Source organism: Candidatus Schneideria nysicola (genome assembly GCF_019923565.1).
Classification (GTDB): Bacteria; Pseudomonadota; Gammaproteobacteria; order Enterobacterales; family Enterobacteriaceae; genus Schneideria; species Schneideria nysicola.
In genome coordinates, this window is sequence record NZ_CP074435.1 from 67,597 (window position 1) to 85,139 (window position 17,543).

Consider the following 17,543-nt stretch of genomic DNA (forward strand, 5'->3'; position numbering starts at 1 on the left):
GTTATTTTATTACTATAAAAATGCAAATTATGAGGTAATGTAAGCTCATGTAAATCGAAAGAAAACTGTAATGCTACAGTTTGTTACGGATTTGATTTGATTTAAATTAAAGAAGATTTAATTCGTTTTTATTATTAAAGCAATTTAATTTTCAATTATCTGATTAATAGTTAATCTAGCTAATATAAAGTTAATAATAACAATTAAACTATGTAATTTTATACTTTTTTTTATAAAAAGAAAATAAGTAAAGTTGACTAATTTGAAACAATTTATTTTACTTTCATAAATCTAAGATAGAGAAGGAAAATTTTATCTTAGAAAAATTAGAACGGAGAAAATAATGAGACAATTACATAATAATTTTTATCCCATTCCTGAAATTTTTGCAAAAAATAGTTTGATTTCTGCAAAACAATATCAAAAATTATATAAACAATCTATTAAAGATCCAAACTCTTTTTGGAAAAAATTTGGAAAAATAGTTGAATGGATTAAACCATTTAAAATAGTAAAAAATAGTAATTTTTCCCCTGGTCATGTTAATATTCGTTGGTTTGAAGATGGGACATTAAATGCATCTGGTAATTGTCTAGATAGACATTTATTATCACAAGGGGATCGTACAGCAATTATTTGGGAAAGTGATGATGCAGCAGAAAGTAAAAACGTGTCTTATTATGAATTACATCAGGGAGTTTGTCGTTTTGCAAATGTATTAAAATCCGAAGGAATTAGTAAAGGAGATGTAGTAATTCTATATATGCCTATGGTTCCTGAGGCAATTGTAGCTATGTTAGCATGTGCACGTATAGGAGCGGTTCATTCTGTAATATTTTCTGGTTTTTCTTCTGAAGCTATTGCTAGAAGAATTATTAACTCTAATGCAAAATTAATCGTTACTGCAGATGAGGGATTACGAGCCGGTAGAAAAATTCCTTTAAAAAAAAACATCGATGAAGCATTAAAAAATCCTAATGTAAGTAATAACATTAATCGAGTTATTGTCTTTCGTCGAACTGGAGATAATAATATAGATTGGTATAATTCAAGAGATTTATGGTGGCACGAAATTATCGATAGTGTTAGTACTCAATGTCCTATGGAAGAAATGGGTGCTGAAGATCCTCTCTTTATACTCTATACATCTGGTTCCTCTGGAACTCCTAAAGGAGTATTACACACCACTGGGGGATATTTAGTATATGCAGCTACTACTTTTAAATATGTCTTTGATTATCATCCAGGTGATATTTATTGGTGTACAGCTGATTTGGGTTGGGTTACAGGTCATAGTTATCTATTATATGGTCCTTTAACATGTGGTGCCATCACTTTAATGTTTGAAGGTGTACCAAATTGGCCTGATGCTCGTCGTATGGCTCAAGTCGTGGATAAACATCAAGTTAATATTTTATATACATCTCCAACGGCTATTCGTGCATTAATGGCAGCAGGTGAAGATAAAGCTATAAAGGGAACCAGTCGTAGATCTTTACGTATTATGGGATCAGTAGGAGAACCTATTAATCCAGAAGCATGGGAATGGTATTATCATAAAATTGGTAATGGAAAATGTCCAATTATGGATACTTGGTGGCAAACTGAAACTGGTGGCTTTATGATTACCCCTTTACCAGGAGCTACTCCATTAAAACCAGGTTCAGCAGCTTTACCATTTTTTGGTGTACAACCAGCTTTAGTGGATAGTGAAGGAAAATCAATTAAAGGAGCTGGAGAAGGAAATTTAGTTATTATAGATACTTGGCCTGGACAAGCTCGTACAATTTTCGGTGATCATATACGATTTGAAAAAACTTATTTTTCTACTTTTAAAGGTATGTATTTTAGTGGTGATGGTGCTAAACGTGATGAAGATGGATATTATTGGATTACGGGTAGAGTAGATGATATTCTGAATGTTTCTGGGCATCGTCTAGGTACGGCAGAAATTGAATCAGCATTAATTATGCATCCTAAAATTGCTGAATCAGCTGTCGTAGGGATTCCACATCATATAAAAGGTCAAGCAGTTTATGCTTATATTACCTTAAATGAAGGAGAAAATCCGACACTAGCTTTATATAAAGAAGCACAAATTTGTGTACGTAAAGCTATTGGCGCAATAGCAGTCCCCGATATATTACATTGTACCAATGCATTACCCAAAACTAATTCTGGAAAAATTATGCGTCGTATATTACGTAAAATAGCTATAGGTGATATTTTAAATTTAGGAGATTTATCCACTTTAACTGATCCTAGTATCATTGATAAATTAATTGAAGAAAAAGAAGAGTCATCATTAATATATGGTAATTTATAATATAATATTCTAAATTAAATCAATATAATAACTATAAAAAATAAAAAATTCGAGTATATTTATTTCTAATGAGTAAATTTATTTTTAATTTACCCTTGAAGCATTGATGAATGTCCCCATCTTTGGCGTTATGGAATCTCACATGATACTGTTTGATACTGTTTTGGAAATAGTATTTGTGGTAAGTACCACTAAAATATGGGTTTTTCTTATCAAGGGGGCTTTCAATGAAAATTCGTCCACTACACGATCGTGTAATCGTGAAGCGTAAAGAAGTTGAATCTAAATCTGCTGGAGGAATTGTATTAACAGGATCCGCAGCAGGTAAATCCACCCGTGGAGAAGTACTTGCAGTAGGAAAAGGGAGGATTTTAGAAAATGGACAAGTTAAATCTTTAGATGTAAAAGTTGGAGATATTGTTATTTTTAATGATGGATATGGAGTAAAAACTGAAAAAATTGATAATGATGAAGTTTTAATTATGTCTGAAAGTGATATTTTAGCAGTTGTCGAAAAGTAATTTGTAAATAAATATATAAATTCACTTGATTATTTCTCTCAATTCGAAACTGAAAGGAAAAAGATATGGCAGCTAAAGACGTAAAGTTTGGTAGTGAAGCTCGAGCTAAAATGCTACGAGGTGTAAATGTTCTTGCAGATGCAGTAAAAGTTAGTTTAGGTCCTAAAGGACGTAATGTAGTATTAGATAAATCTTTTGGAGCACCTGTAATTACTAAAGATGGGGTTTCTGTTGCTCGAGAAATAGAATTACAAGATAAGTTTGAAAATATGGGTGCACAGATGGTTAAAGAAGTTGCATCAAAAGCTAATGATGCATCAGGTGATGGGACTACCACTGCTACAGTTCTTGCGCAGTCTATTGTCAATGAAGGTCTAAAGGCTGTTGCTGCAGGAATGAATCCTATGGACTTAAAAAGAGGTATTGATAAGGCTGTTATTGCTGCCGTTGAGGAGTTACGTAAATTATCTTCTCCTTGTGAAGATTCAAAAGCTATTGCTCAAGTAGGTACTATTTCTGCCAATTCCGATGAAACAGTGGGTGCATTAATAGCTGATGCTATGGCTAAAGTAGGAAAAGAAGGAGTTATAACGGTTGAAGAAGGTTCTGGATTGCAAGATGAATTAGATGTTGTAGAAGGTATGCAATTTGATCGTGGATATCTTTCTCCTTATTTTGTTAATAAACCAGAATCTGGATCAGTTGAATTAGATAATCCTTTTATTTTGTTAATTGATAAAAAAGTTTCAAATATTAGAGAAATGTTACCTGTTTTAGAATCAGTTGCTAAATCTAATAAACCTTTACTTATCATTGCTGAAGATGTTGAAGGGGAAGCATTAGCTACATTAGTAGTTAATAATATGCGAGGTATTGTAAAAGTTGCTGCTGTTAAAGCTCCTGGATTTGGAGATAGACGTAAAGCTATGTTACAGGATATTGCAGTTTTAACAGCTGGAACAGTTATTTCTGAAGAAATTGGTTTAGATTTAGAAAAAACCACGTTAAAAGATATGGGGCAAGCTAAACGTGTTGTCATTACCAAAGATACAACAACGATTATAGATGGTATTGGTGATAAAATTTCCATTAATAATCGTGTTGCACAAATTAATCAACAACGTGAAGAAGCTTCTTCAGATTATGATCGTGAGAAACTTCAAGAACGCATCGCGAAACTTGCAGGAGGTGTTGCAGTTATCAAAGTAGGTGCTGCTACTGAAGTTGAAATGAAAGAGAAAAAAGCTCGTGTAGAAGATGCACTTCATGCAACTCGAGCTGCAGTTGAAGAAGGGGTAGTTGCTGGAGGTGGTGTTGCTTTAATTCGTGCTGCTAATAGTATTAGAAATATACGTGGTGATAATGAAGATCAAAATGTTGGTATTAAAGTAGCATGTCGTGCTATGGAAGCACCTCTACGTCAAATAGTTGAAAATGCCGGAGAGGAACCTTCCGTCATTGCTAATAATGTAAAATCTAGCGAGGGTAATATAGGATATAATGTTGTTTCTGAAACATACGGTAATATGATTGAAATGGGTATTCTTGATCCAACTAAAGTTACTCGTTCGGCTCTTCAATATGCCGCTTCTATTGCTGGATTGATGATTACTACTGAATGCATGATTACTGAACTTCCAAAAGAAGAGAAATCCGATTTAGGTAGTGCAGGAATGGGTGCTGGAGGTATGGGTGGAGGTATGGGTGGTATGATGTAATATTTATATCATCAATACTAGAATACTTGTATTTAAATTTTTTAAATAGAAAGAACCCTTTAAGGGGGTTCTTTCTTTCTATTAGAATTTTAATTTTTCTTTATAAAACGTTCGATAGAATCAACTATTGTACGAGATTGTTGATCAATTTCAATATTAACAATCTCGCCTATTTTTCTTTTACTTAAATTAGTGCGACGTATAGTCTCTGGAATTAAATCCACACAAAATTTACTATCTTTGATATCATTTATTGTTAAACTAATCCCATCAATACCTATATAACCTTTATAAAAAATATATTTGATTATATCACTATTTTGTAAATTAAACCAGATACGTCTACTATGCTTGGAGTAAGAAATATCTATTAAATTTGCAGTACAAATAATATGACCCGACATTACATGTCCCCCAATTTCTTTATTAAGACTTGCAGCTCGCTCTATATTAACCGTATCATTAATTTTTATAAGACCTAGATTAGTTAATTTGAGTGTTTCTTTTATTATATTAAACTCTACATAATGATCTATAATATTAGAAACAGTTAAGCAACATCCATTATGTGCAACAGAATCACCTAATGATAAATTGGATAATAAATTATTAGTAAATTTCAGAATATGTGTTCGATAATCTATTTCATTTTTTATATCAATAACAGGTAAAGTATCTTGAACAATTCCGGTAAACATTGATCTTCCTTTTTTTTTAATTTTATTATAAAAATATTCTAACTACTTTTATAAAAAAGTAAAATTAGGATAATAATTCCTTTTAACAAATATGGCATTAACATAATGAATCAATATTTATTTACATCAGAATCGGTTTCTGAAGGTCATCCTGATAAAATTGCAGATCAAATTTCCGATACTATTCTAGATTCTATTTTAGTTCAAGATCCTACTGCTCGAGTAGCCTGTGAGACTTATATAAAAAGTGGTATGGTATTAGTTGGAGGAGAAATTACAACTAATAGTTATATTAATGTTGAAGAATTAGTTCGTAGTACAATTAAAGATATTGGTTATACTCATCCAGATATGGGATTTGATGCTAATTCTTGTGCTGTATTAAATATCATTGGAAAACAGTCTGTAGATATCTGTTCAGGAATTAATCGTATTAATTTATTAGAACAAGGTGCAGGAGATCAAGGATTAATGTTCGGATATGCATCAGATGAAACGGATGTATTAATGCCAGCTCCTATTACTTATGCTCATCTTTTAGTAGAAAAACAATCTCAATTACGTAAGAATGGGATATTGCCTTGGCTTAGGCCAGATGCTAAAAGTCAAATTACCTTTATTTATGAAAATAGAAAAATAGTAGGTATAGATACTGTAGTTTTTTCTACTCAACATACTGAAGATATTTCATTATCACTACTTCGAGAAGCAATAATTGAAAAAATAGTGAAATCGGTTTTACCAAAAAAATGGATTTTATCTAATACAAAATTTTACATTAATCCAACAGGACGTTTTGTTATAGGAGGTCCAATGGGGGACTGTGGTTTAACCGGCAGAAAAATTATCGTTGATACTTATGGAGGAATGGCTAGGCATGGAGGAGGAGCTTTTTCAGGAAAAGATCCCTCTAAAGTTGATCGTTCTGCTGCGTATGGTATGAGATATATAGCAAAGAATATAGTAGCGGCTGGATTAGCTAGTCGTTGTGAAATACAAGTTTCTTATGCTATTGGTATAGCTGAACCTCTATCCTTATCTATTGAAACGTTCGGAACAGGTAAAATTTCAGATCATATTTTAATAAAATTAATAAAAAATTTTTTTGATTTACGTCCTTATGGTTTCATATCTATGTTAAATTTACTAAATCCTATTTATAGAGAAACTGCGACATATGGACATTTTGGTAGAGAAAAATTTCCTTGGGAAAAAGTAGATAAAGCACTATTATTACGCGATGCAGCTGGATTAAAAATAGAATAATTATTTTTTATCACAGATGTTATTAATTTTTTTATTCTATAGTTAATATCCATACAAAAATTGGTTCGATTCCAACTTTATAGCGTGATATTAATACTAAATTACCTTTTTCTCTATTAATTTTATAGAAAGCAATACAATTACTTTTTTGACCAGCTACAATTAAAAAATTATTGCTATCATCAATATTAAAACCTCTAGGTTGTTTTTCCGTTTTTTGACAACCAACTAAAAATAATTGATCACCCTCCTTTGATATATTAAAATAGTAAATAGTATTTGTAGATCGATCACTACAATATAACCAACGATTATCAGATGTTATATGAATATCTGCTGCCCAACATTTTCCTATAAAGTTTTTAGGAATAAAATCTATTATTTGTATAATTTTAGGTATTTCTTTTTCAATTTTAAAAACACAAATTGTATTATTTAATTCATTAATAACATAGGCATATTTTCCATTAGAATGGAATACCATATGTCGAGGACCTGAACCTAATGGAAGATAAATATTTTTTGAATTAGTATTAATTAAATATTCATCTTTCGATTTACTAATATAAAATAGTTTAATCATATCTTCTTTTAGACAAGGAACCCATATTATTTTATTAATAGAATCAAAATTAACAGAATGGCAAGTAGTTATATTATAAAGAGTATTAATAGCATAAGAAGGAAGACTATTTTTTTGTATTGGATATACACTAATAGAATTTTTACTATAAGATGCACAATATAAGATAGTTCCTTCTAAATTTGTACTTAAGTAAGTGGGTTTCCCATAGGTTTGAACTATCCCAACTTGATGTAATAATCCATTATTATCAATATAATAACTAACAATACTATATTGGGGATATATTCCAATATAAAGATATTTCTTATTTGGATGAACTGTAATAGGTTGTCCTTTTCCAGGTACATCAACAATTTGTATTAGAGTCAGAGTATTATGTTCCGTATTGATTTTCCAAACATATATTTGTTGACTTTCAGGATTAGATATATAGATTATTTTTTTCATATATTATAAATATAACTTATTTTACATATTTTATATACAAAAAATTATAAATTTGGAGTACTAAGTGGTTAATATTCTTGTAGATGAAAATATTCCTTATGCCAAAACTATTTTTTCTGGATTTGGTAATATTCAATATATTCCAGGCCGTAATATTTCAGCAAAAATGTTAAAAGGAATTGATGCCTTAATAGTTCGATCTGTAACACGTGTTAATAGTACTTTATTACAAGATAGTCAAGTAAAATTTGTTGGTACAGCTACGTCAGGAACAGATCATATAGATAAAGAATGGCTAGAAAAATCTGGTATTTCTTTTGCTGTCGCTCAGGGTTGTAATGCAATTGCAGTCGTAGAATATGTATTGTCTGTTCTTTTATGGTTAGCAAAAAGAGATAATTTTTTTTTATGTGAGAAAACTATTGGAATTATAGGTGTTGGTAATATTGGACGTGTTTTATATGAAAAACTAAAAATACTAGGAATTCATACACTACTATGTGATCCACCTTTAGAAGAATTAGGAGTATCTGGTAATTGGTCTTCATTAGAAAAAATCATTTCTGAATCAGATATATTAACATTTCATATCCCATTAACCTATACTGGAAAATATGCCACATGGCATAAAATAGATGAAGAATTTTTATCTACATTACCAGAAAAACGTATATTAATTAATACTTGTCGTGGATCTATAATAGACCAAAGAGCACTTCTTAAAGTTTTAGAAAAAGGTAAATTATTAAATGTTATTTTAGATGTTTGGGAAAATGAACCGAACATATCTATTCCATTACTTAATCAAATAGATATTGGGACACCACATGTTGCTGGTTACACTATTGAAAGTAAAATACGAAGTATAATTAAAATATTTAATGACTACCTTTCTTTTATTAATCAACCAAATCCTATAAAGAAATCAATATTAGACTACTATTCATATTTACCAGAATACCAAAATAAAATATATTATTTACATAATATTTTAGAAGAAAAAGACTTATGTAAATTAGCACACATATTATACAATCCAGAATATGATGATATTAAACTTCGTCAATTAGCTTCTTCTGGAGGATTTGATGATATACGTAAAAGTTATTACAATCGTCGAGAATGGTCTTCCTTATGTATTAAAACAGATATAAATTTGAATAAAGAAAAACTTGCTTCTTTAGGTTTTTGTATTATTTAATAAAAAAATTTTATTTAAGAGGTAAGAGTGTCTGATAAAAAAATTAATAAAATGGCATTAGGTATTGAATATAATGGAAATACTTATTGTGGTTGGCAAAAGCAAAATAATAAGCTAAGTATTCAAGCTTGTATTGAAAAAGCTATATCTACTATTGCTAATGAATCCATTACTATATCTTGTGCTGGTCGTACGGATGCAAAAGTCCATGCTATTGGACAAGTTATCCATTTTGAAACATATTCTAACAGAAAAATATCAGCATGGATTAGAGGAGTCAATACGTATTTACCAAAAGATATTGCTGTAGTTTGGGTAAAAGAAGTTTCTCCCTATTTTCATGCTCGATTTAGTGCCGTTGCAAGACGTTATTTATATATAATATATAATAAAAAAATACGTTCCGCAATATTCTCTAATCAAGTTGCATATTATCCATTTTTTTTAAAAGAAAAAATTATGGAAAAAGCTGGACAGTGTTTACTAGGAGAAAATGATTTTTCTGCTTTTCGTTCTGCAAAATGTCAGTCTAATACTCCCTACAGAAATATATTTCATATTCGAATTAATCGTAATGGAGGATATATTATTATTGATATTAAAGCCAATTCTTTTTTATATCATATGGTATGTAATATTATAGGTTGTCTTATTGAGATTGGTTCTGGGAAAAAACCAGAAAGTTATATTGCGAAAATTTTATACTCTAAGAAAAGACCAATGGATGCTATTCCTGCATATCCAGAAGGACTTTATTTGTTTGAGGTTGATTATCCAGCTCATTTTGAAATTCCATCTAGAAAAAAAGAAAATTTTTTTATATTATAGAAACTATTAGATTTATTATTAGATAGGTTAAATACTAATGAGTTGGATTGAACGCATTTTAAGTAAAAAAAATATTTCTCCAATACGTAATAAAACTCATATTCCTGAAGGGATATGGACAAAATGTGATAGTTGTTATCAAATACTATATCGTGCAGAATTAGAACGTAATATGGAAGTATGTCCAAAGTGTGATCATCATATGCGTATGAATGCTCGTTTACGTTTAGCTTCTTTTCTAGATAGAGAAAGTAGTTTAGAAATTGGAAGTGAATTAGAACCTAAAGATATTTTAAAATTCAAAGACTTAAAAAAATATAAAGATCGTCTAATAGCTGCACAAAAAGCAACTAAAGAAAAAGATGCACTTATAGTGATGCGTGGAACATTATATAGTATGCCTATAGTTGTAGCGTGTTTTGAATTTGCCTTTATTGGTGGTTCGATGTCTTCTGTGGTAGGAACTCGTTTTGTTTATGCGGTTGAGAATGCCATTCAATATAAATGTCCATTGATATGTTTTTCTGCTAGTGGAGGTGCACGTGTTCAAGAAGCATTAATATCATTAATGCAAATGGCTAAAACTAGTGCTGCTTTATCTAAATTACGAGAGCATAGATTACCTTATATTTCAGTTTTAACTGATCCTACTATGGGAGGAGTTTCTGCTAGTTTAGCAATGTTAGGTGATATTAATATTGCAGAACCTAAAGCATTAATTGGTTTTGCTGGACCACGTGTGATAGAACAGACTGTACGTGAGAAATTACCTGCAGGATTTCAACGTAGTGAATTTTTACTTGAAAAAGGGGTGATAGATATTATTATTCGTCGTCCTGAAATACGTTTACGTATTGCCAATTTAATAGCAAAATTAACTAATTTTTCTAAAATAGAAGAGAAATAATATGTTATTGATAAAATTAGGAAACAATATTTTCCATGAAAATTAAGAATGAATATATCACAATTGATTCATCATTAAAAGAATGGTTAATCTATATAAATAATATACATCATAACTCTATCGATCTTTCCCTTGATAGAGTTCGTCTAATTGCAGAAAAATTAGATCTTTTCTATCCAGCTCCTATAATTATTACTGTAACGGGTACCAATGGGAAGGGTACTACTTGTTGTCTTATTGAAAAGATATTAATAGCTAATAAAATTAGAGTAGGGGTTTATAGTTCACCTCATCTTATAAATTATACTGAACGAGTACGTATACAAGGAGAGACACTTTCAGAATTTATACATAAAGAATCTCTTTACAAAATTGATAAAAATAGAGATAAAATTTCATTAACTTATTTCGAATTTTGTACCTTATCAGCGCTAAATATTTTTAAAAAATTTCCATTAGATGTTGTTATTCTTGAAGTAGGAATGGGTGGACGTTTAGATGCCACTAATATTATAGATGCAGATGTATCAGTAATAACATCTATAGCTTTAGACCATACTAAATGGCTGGGTTTGGATCGTAATAGCATAGCTAAAGAGAAGGCCGGAATTTTTAGAAAAGGAAAGTTAGCTGTTATTGGTGAGAAAGATAGACCACAATCATTAGATATAGCTATAAAAGAAATTGGTGCACAGATGTTTGCTTGTGATTTAAATTGGAGTTGGGATTTTGCTAAAGAAGTCGATAAATCTTGCTGGTATTGGTGGAAAGATCAATATAATAATAGAAAAATATTACCATATCCTAAGAATAATATACCATTGGCTAATGCAGCTACTGCATTAGCTACTTTAGATTGTTTACCATTTAGAATATCTAAAAATGCAATTCAATATGGTTTATCTAATACCTTCTTAATGGGAAGATTGCAAATTATAGAATATAAACCATTAATATTATTAGATGTTGCTCATAATCCACATGCAGCTAATTATTTAGCACATTTTTTGAAAACACAGTTAGAAAAAATGAATATAGTAGGAAAAATTTTTGCAGTGGTAGGAATGTTCATTGATAAAGATATTTTGGGCACCCTCTCTGCTTTAGGCGATTATGTCTCAACATGGTATTTATCAACTTTAAATCATCCACGTGGAGCTACTTCTGATCAACTTGCTTTTTATCTTAAAAAAATAAAAAGAAATAATCAAAATATGCATCTCTTTAATGATGTAATTAGTGCATGGAACCAAGCAAAAGAAGATACCTCATTAGAAGACTGTATAGTGGTCTATGGATCTTTCCATACTGTATCAGAAATAATAAAATCTATTAATCACTAATCTATTTTTTACTTTACTAATTTTATGAATGTGATCGATTCTTTAATTATTTTTATCATTATATTCTTTTCTATTAAAAGTTTAATTCGAGGGATCACACAAGAGTTATTATCTTTAGTATCTCTACTATGTGCACTGTATATCTCTATATACTATTATAATGATTTTTCTATTTATTTTAATCATTTTAATGATAAATTTATTCAAAATGGACTTGCAAGTATTTTTTTATTTTTATCAACAATGATTATTGGAATAACTATATATTCCTTAATAAAAAAAATTATAGATAGAGCAGGTCTTTCTAGTATTGATAGAATATTCGGTCTATTTTTTGGTATAGCTAAAGGCATTTTTATTATTTCGATAGGATTATGTCTTATTGAAACTTTTATGGATGTTTCCCAAAATAAAGAATGGATACAATCCGATTTAATTCCTAAATTTACTAGAATTAATCGATTAAATTTTTATTTATTTGATAGATGGATTATGTTTGAAAAATAAATATTGTATGATGATTTGACTTATTGGAAAAAATAAAATGAAACGTTTTATTGTGGGTATTAGTGGAGCGAGCGGAGCTATATATGGTGTCCGTTTATTACAAGTACTAAATAAATTAGAAGATATTGAAGTACATTTAATTTTAACCGATTCTGGTTTAAAAACACTAGAAATAGAAACGTCTTTCACTAAATCAGAAATAACAAGATTAGCGGAATTCGTACATGATAATAATAATACCGCGGCAAATATTAGTTCGGGTTCCTTTAAAACTATTGGGATGGTAATTGTACCATGTTCTGTTCGAACTCTTTCAGGTATTGTCAATAGTTATAGTAATAATCTCTTAATTCGTTCTGCAGATGTAATATTGAAAGAAAAACGTAAATTACTCTTATGTGTAAGAGAAACACCTTTACATATTGGGCATTTGACACTTATGACTACTGCCGCAAAATTAGGTGCGATTATTATGCCACCTTTGCCCGCATTTTACTATAAACCTCAAAAATTAAGTGATATTATTAATCAAACAGTGAATAGGATACTAGATCAGTTAAATATTGATTTACCTCATGATCTATTTCAACGTTGGCAAGGAGCGCGCTAATCTCTTGCTTAAGATTTAATTTAATTGAGATAGCTGTAACCGTGCTTTTTTTGCGGAATCGGTATTAGGATAGAACTGCATTATCTTTTTATAAATTGTTTTAGCTTGATCTTTCTGTCCTTTTTCCTGTATTAATATACCTACTTTTAATAAAGCGTCAGGTACTTGGGGAGAAGACGCATATTTTTTAGCCAACAATGCAAAAAAGTATAATGCATCATCTTTTTTTCCTATATTAGAATAAATTTGACCTAAAAAGTAATGAGCCATAGGCTGATAGCTAGAATGAGGATGATCATGAATAAAAGATTTTAATGCTTCTATAGCTGGAATATATTTTCTTTCATGCATTAGGGATACGGCCTTCTTATAAGAAAGACTCTCACTATTTAGATCCTCTTTGATTTTAGATAAGAAATATTGATTCTGCTCTATTTTATTACGCAGTATATTCATCTCACTTTGGGTTTCTGATAAGTATTGTTGAAATTGCATTAACATTTCTGCATGAGCATGCGCCATCACTTCAATTTTATCCATACGTTCTTCTATTATGGATTTCACGATGTGGAGATGTCGTATGGGGGGAGCTACAGAATCCATACGTATATGAGAAGCGTATGCGCTCCTCCAACTAATTAAAATAAAAAAAAGGAAGGGAAGAAATAAAAAAATTTTTTTCATATTAGTAAACTTTAGTAAACTAATACGGCACGACGATTTTGCGCATAAGACTTCTCATCATGTCCTAGTGCAAGAGGTTTTTCTTTTCCATAAGATAAAATCATGAGTTGATTAGATGAGACGCCTTTTCCCTGTAGATACATTTTTATCGTATTAGCTCTTTTCTCACCTAAGGCAATATTATACTCCGAAGTACCGCGTTCATCGGTATGACCTTCTATGAGTATTTTACAAAAAGGATGATTAAGTAAGAAATTAGCATGTTTATTCAATATAGGAAAGAAATCAAATTTGATTGAATATTGATTGAGATCAAAAAAAATAGTATTCTCTCTTTTTAGTTCCTGTATATTAAATCGAGTTATCTCATTCCAATATTGAGATTGATATTGAGATTGATGAGGAGTACTAGTACTATTGGGATCATAAGCTCTTGTATGAGAAACAGTATATCTTGGATAACGGCATGCCGTCAATGTACAGACGACTCCTATTAAAAAAAATACTTTAAAAAAATTCGAATCAAATTGCATGATATTTCCTAATCCTAAACATTATTTATAATTTATAAATAGGGTGACCACGTAGGGAAAGTTATCTTCCCTTTACTACTCTCACTACTATCCAGGCAATTTTTATTATATTGCCCGTTTATTGAAATAATACATAACTTCGAGCATTGATTATCAATAGAACTGTAAGCAACCATAGTATCATTAGGTGATATACTAGGGTTTTCATCTATATTTTTATCTGTTGTTAAAAGAAACGTTTGACCACTTTGAATATCCATTTTGAGAATGTTTTGTTGTTTCTCTGCGTTTCTATTTACCATAATAATAAATCTCCCATTATAACTCACTTTAGGATTTTGATTATGAACGGGATTCCATGTTAAACGTTTGTTCCATTCTTTTTTGTTAATATTAATTAAATAAACTTGAGGTATTCCACTTTGATCAGAAGTATAAGCGAGAGTTTGACTATCTGGAAACCAACTAGGTTCAGTATTATTACTATATCCACGGGTTATTTGATCAATATATCCAGAATATAAATCCATAACATATAAATGGAAAGTCCCACTTTTTGATAATACGAAAGCTAATTTTTTTCCATCCGGTGAGAAAGTAGGTGCCCCATTATGACAAGGATAGTTAGTCACTGGAGAAATAGATCTATTAACTAAATTTTGTATTACTATCGATGAACGATCTTTTTTAAAGATTACATAGGCTAATTTTGTTCCATCTGCTGACCAAGCTGGAGACATCAATGGTTCCGTAGAACGATATATAATCTTAGGATTATAACCATCATAGTCCGCAATACAGAGAAGGTATAAATATCTATGGTTCTCATCATCCATAGATCGACGTATATAAGCAATACGTGTACAAAATGCACCTCTAATACCAGTTAAATTTTGAAATATATCATTACTAATAGTATGTGCAGTCAAACGTAATCCTGATTTATCCGTATGATAATGATTATGTAACAATATTTTACCATACACATCTAAAATTTTATAGAAAAGTAGATATCTTTTACCATCATTCTCACTCTTTATTTTTCCACTAACCAAAATATCGACTTTATCAGAATAGTTCTTAATATTATCAACAATAATAGTACGAATTTTTCCACTATTATGTAAATCATCTATAATAATTTTATCAATGTCAATGTTCTCTGGCCTCACTCCACACCCGTCCCAATGAAAGGGCATAATACCAATAGAATGAATGGTATTTATACCATGCTTAATTTCAAGATGTACTTCCGCATAAACAAAATAAATCCATATAATTAGAAAAAAAGTAAAAGTGAAGGTGAAAATTCTTTGCATTATCTTAATCTTAAATTTATTCTGGAGAAAATGTTAGTATTGTATTTTTAAATACATCGTATAATTTAGGATGAGTTATTTTAGGAAGATTGGATAATTTTGCCGATGTAATAGCGGCTTGACATAATTCGGGATCACCACTCACCGCAGTGATATAGTCTAATTTTCCATCAGGAGATAAATGGATATTGAAATTACAAGTTTTACCTCTATAATTATCTGCATCGTAAAATTTTTCACTAATGGCTTGAATAATTTTTTCCTTATAAACTTTAATCTCATGACAATGGGCGGGAATAGATTGACTATTATTGGAAACAACGCAATCGATTTGATTGGTCTGAGTTCTGGTTACTTTATTTAATATTGCATTGATTTCTATTTCGAGATTTATATCCGAAACCATTTTTTTCATTGATGTTGTCATTAGGGTGTTATTTTTAGGATTTCTTTTAGATAGAAGATGATTATGATGACTATATTGTTTATCGTTGACTATTTTTTTATTTAATTTTTCTATTCTACCGTCTTTTTCTTTTATTAATCGTTTATTAAAATTCTTCGATGAATATTTCACCGAAGAGTGTTTTAAAAATGGGGGAGGAGTAGAGATTGTTTGGACTTTGGTTGGGGTTGGTTCTGTTATTTTTTTATTATGATTATCTTGAGAGATATCTTTTATTAAGATATCCTCTTGATTTAAGAGGATTGTATGCATATTGAGATAATTATAATCTTTCATTGGTATTGTTCTATTTATTGCATTCTGATTAATGTTAATGATAAGAAACAAAATACAATGTAAAGATATCGATAGAATTAATGCATAGTAGTTCTCTTTATTAAATTTTTTATATATCGAGCAAAAAATCATTTTCTAACATTCTAAATCAGTTCGTATGCTTTGTCAGAAGACCAACTGATTGTACTCCTATTGTTTTCAATATATTTAAAACAACAATGATTTCTCTATAAGGAATATCTTTCTCTCCTCCTAAAATACAACATAGATTTGCATCATCTTTCATTCTATTATATATCTCTTGTTTCATAGATGCTGTATTTAATCCTTTAATTTTTTTCTGGTTAACAGAAATATTATAAAAATTCGGTTTATATACCTCAATAATAATGACATTATTTTTACTAACAATCGATTCGGAATGAACAGTGGAATGAGGTAAATTTACATCGAATTTTTGAAAGAAAGGAACAGCCGTCAACATAAAGAGTAACATAATTACTAGTAATATATCAAGAAAAGGGACCATATTAATTTCATCTTTAATATCTCTTTTGACGACATTATGATTGACTCTTTTTATCATATTCAGTCTTTCTTTTCATTGGTAAGAGTAAAGTCATTCTTACACATTGCAAGAATTTGTGACTGTAAAATAGCAACCGATTCTTCCATAAAAATAGTATAAACTTGTTCTAATTTATTTATTTTCCAGTTTAAATAATTAAAAAATATAGCAGCAGGTATGGCGGCAAATAATCCAATAGCTGTAGTAATTAATGATTCAGATATAGCAGGAGCTATAGTATGTAATGTAGTCTGACGAGATTCGTCAAGACTGAGAATAGCATTGAGAATTCCCCAAACAGTTCCAAATAATCCAATATAAGGACTAATAGAACTAATAATACCCAGAAAAATAAGATGATTATCTAGTATGTTTAATTCTTTATTAATACAAATACGCATTACACGAGACATACCTTCTATTATATCCTGAATATTACAGTTTTTTAACTGATTTAATTTCGTAAATTCTTTTATACCAGAAAAAAATATCAGCTCTAAACCAATAATTTCTCCTTGACGGGGAGAAATGGATTTATAAAGACTTATTAAGTTCTGACTTAATCTAAATTTTTTTTTAAATTTTTCTACTTCAATATACGCAAATCTCAAAAGACAAAGACGTTGAATTATAATAGTCCATGATAAAAGAGAAGAAGATAATAATATTAATAAGACGACCTTTACTAACAAACTGGATGTAATAAAAATTTGAAAAATATTCATGAATTCGTGACTCA

At 29.8% G+C, this 17,543-nt stretch carries 18 protein-coding genes; 10 read left to right on the forward strand and 8 right to left on the reverse strand.

Going from position 1 to position 17,543, the window contains the following annotated elements; translation table 11 throughout:
- Positions 1-343: 343 nt before the first annotated feature.
- The 3 genes from acs (at position 344) to groL (ending at position 4,565) form a co-directional block, all read left to right on the forward strand.
- Positions 344-2,326 (forward strand): acetate--CoA ligase, encoded by a 1,983-nt coding sequence (gene acs, locus KEC37_RS00360; RefSeq protein WP_223138695.1) that lies wholly within the window; start codon positions 344-346, stop codon positions 2,324-2,326.
- Between the two features lie 227 nt (positions 2,327-2,553).
- Entirely contained in the window at positions 2,554-2,847 is a 294-nt protein-coding gene (locus KEC37_RS00365; protein WP_223138696.1) for a co-chaperone GroES, read from the forward strand.
- 65 nt (positions 2,848-2,912) lie between these two features.
- On the forward strand, positions 2,913-4,565 hold the full coding sequence (gene groL, locus KEC37_RS00370) for a chaperonin GroEL (protein ID WP_223139649.1): 1,653 nt from the start codon (positions 2,913-2,915) through the stop codon (positions 4,563-4,565).
- Positions 4,566-4,654: 89 nt separating this feature from the next.
- Here groL and KEC37_RS00375 read toward each other — a convergent pair whose 3' ends face one another.
- Positions 4,655-5,263, reverse strand: a complete 609-nt coding sequence (locus KEC37_RS00375; protein WP_223139650.1) for a riboflavin synthase subunit alpha — start codon at positions 5,261-5,263, stop codon at positions 4,655-4,657.
- Positions 5,264-5,368: 105 nt separating this feature from the next.
- Between KEC37_RS00375 and metK the strand changes: the two genes are divergently transcribed.
- On the forward strand, positions 5,369-6,529 hold the full coding sequence (gene metK, locus KEC37_RS00380) for a methionine adenosyltransferase (protein WP_223138699.1): 1,161 nt from the start codon (positions 5,369-5,371) through the stop codon (positions 6,527-6,529).
- Positions 6,530-6,560: 31 nt separating this feature from the next.
- On the opposite strand, the gene pgl is transcribed toward metK, so the two are convergent.
- Positions 6,561-7,562: a 6-phosphogluconolactonase gene (pgl, locus tag KEC37_RS00385; protein ID WP_223139170.1), complete on the reverse strand. Its 1,002-nt coding sequence runs from the start codon at positions 7,560-7,562 to the stop codon at positions 6,561-6,563.
- 64 nt (positions 7,563-7,626) lie between these two features.
- Here pgl and KEC37_RS00390 point away from each other — a divergent pair, with 64 nt between their 5' ends.
- From KEC37_RS00390 to KEC37_RS00415, 6 genes are read left to right on the forward strand one after another with little or no spacing between them, the layout of a single operon-like run.
- Positions 7,627-8,763 carry a 4-phosphoerythronate dehydrogenase gene (locus tag KEC37_RS00390; RefSeq protein WP_223139651.1) on the forward strand — a complete coding sequence of 379 codons (1,137 nt, stop codon included), beginning with the start codon at positions 7,627-7,629 and terminating at the stop codon, positions 8,761-8,763.
- Positions 8,764-8,814: 51 nt separating this feature from the next.
- Positions 8,815-9,591 carry a tRNA pseudouridine(38-40) synthase TruA gene (gene truA / locus KEC37_RS00395; protein ID WP_223139782.1) on the forward strand — a complete coding sequence of 259 codons (777 nt, stop codon included), beginning with the start codon at positions 8,815-8,817 and terminating at the stop codon, positions 9,589-9,591.
- 37 nt (positions 9,592-9,628) lie between these two features.
- Positions 9,629-10,498 (forward strand): acetyl-CoA carboxylase, carboxyltransferase subunit beta, encoded by an 870-nt coding sequence (gene accD, locus KEC37_RS00400; RefSeq protein ID WP_223139652.1) that lies wholly within the window; start codon positions 9,629-9,631, stop codon positions 10,496-10,498.
- A 35-nt stretch (positions 10,499-10,533) separates the two neighbouring features.
- Positions 10,534-11,841 carry a bifunctional tetrahydrofolate synthase/dihydrofolate synthase gene (gene folC, locus KEC37_RS00405; RefSeq protein WP_223139653.1) on the forward strand — a complete coding sequence of 436 codons (1,308 nt, stop codon included), beginning with the start codon at positions 10,534-10,536 and terminating at the stop codon, positions 11,839-11,841.
- A 24-nt stretch (positions 11,842-11,865) separates the two neighbouring features.
- A complete protein-coding gene (locus KEC37_RS00410; RefSeq protein ID WP_223138703.1) occupies positions 11,866-12,348 on the forward strand; it encodes a CvpA family protein in 483 nt (160 codons plus the stop codon).
- A gap of 37 nt (positions 12,349-12,385) precedes the next feature.
- A complete protein-coding gene (locus KEC37_RS00415) occupies positions 12,386-12,958 on the forward strand; it encodes a UbiX family flavin prenyltransferase (protein WP_223138704.1) in 573 nt (190 codons plus the stop codon).
- 15 nt (positions 12,959-12,973) lie between these two features.
- Here KEC37_RS00415 and ybgF read toward each other — a convergent pair whose 3' ends face one another.
- From ybgF to tolQ, 6 genes are all read right to left on the reverse strand, one after another.
- Positions 12,974-13,642, reverse strand: coding sequence for a tol-pal system protein YbgF (gene ybgF, locus KEC37_RS00420; RefSeq protein WP_223139654.1), 669 nt, complete (start codon positions 13,640-13,642; stop codon positions 12,974-12,976).
- Between the two features lie 11 nt (positions 13,643-13,653).
- Entirely contained in the window at positions 13,654-14,175 is a 522-nt protein-coding gene (gene pal / locus KEC37_RS02940) for a peptidoglycan-associated lipoprotein Pal (protein WP_223139655.1), read from the reverse strand.
- 32 nt (positions 14,176-14,207) lie between these two features.
- Complete coding sequence (tolB, locus tag KEC37_RS00430; RefSeq protein WP_223139656.1) at positions 14,208-15,494, reverse strand: Tol-Pal system beta propeller repeat protein TolB; 1,287 nt, start codon at positions 15,492-15,494, stop codon at positions 14,208-14,210.
- 16 nt (positions 15,495-15,510) lie between these two features.
- Entirely contained in the window at positions 15,511-16,236 is a 726-nt protein-coding gene (gene tolA, locus KEC37_RS00435) for a cell envelope integrity protein TolA (RefSeq protein ID WP_223139657.1), read from the reverse strand.
- A 148-nt stretch (positions 16,237-16,384) separates the two neighbouring features.
- Positions 16,385-16,822 (reverse strand): biopolymer transporter ExbD, encoded by a 438-nt coding sequence (locus tag KEC37_RS00440; RefSeq protein ID WP_223139658.1) that lies wholly within the window; start codon positions 16,820-16,822, stop codon positions 16,385-16,387.
- A gap of 2 nt (positions 16,823-16,824) precedes the next feature.
- Complete coding sequence (gene tolQ / locus KEC37_RS00445) at positions 16,825-17,529, reverse strand: protein TolQ (RefSeq protein ID WP_223139659.1); 705 nt, start codon at positions 17,527-17,529, stop codon at positions 16,825-16,827.
- Positions 17,530-17,543: the final 14 nt, after the last annotated feature.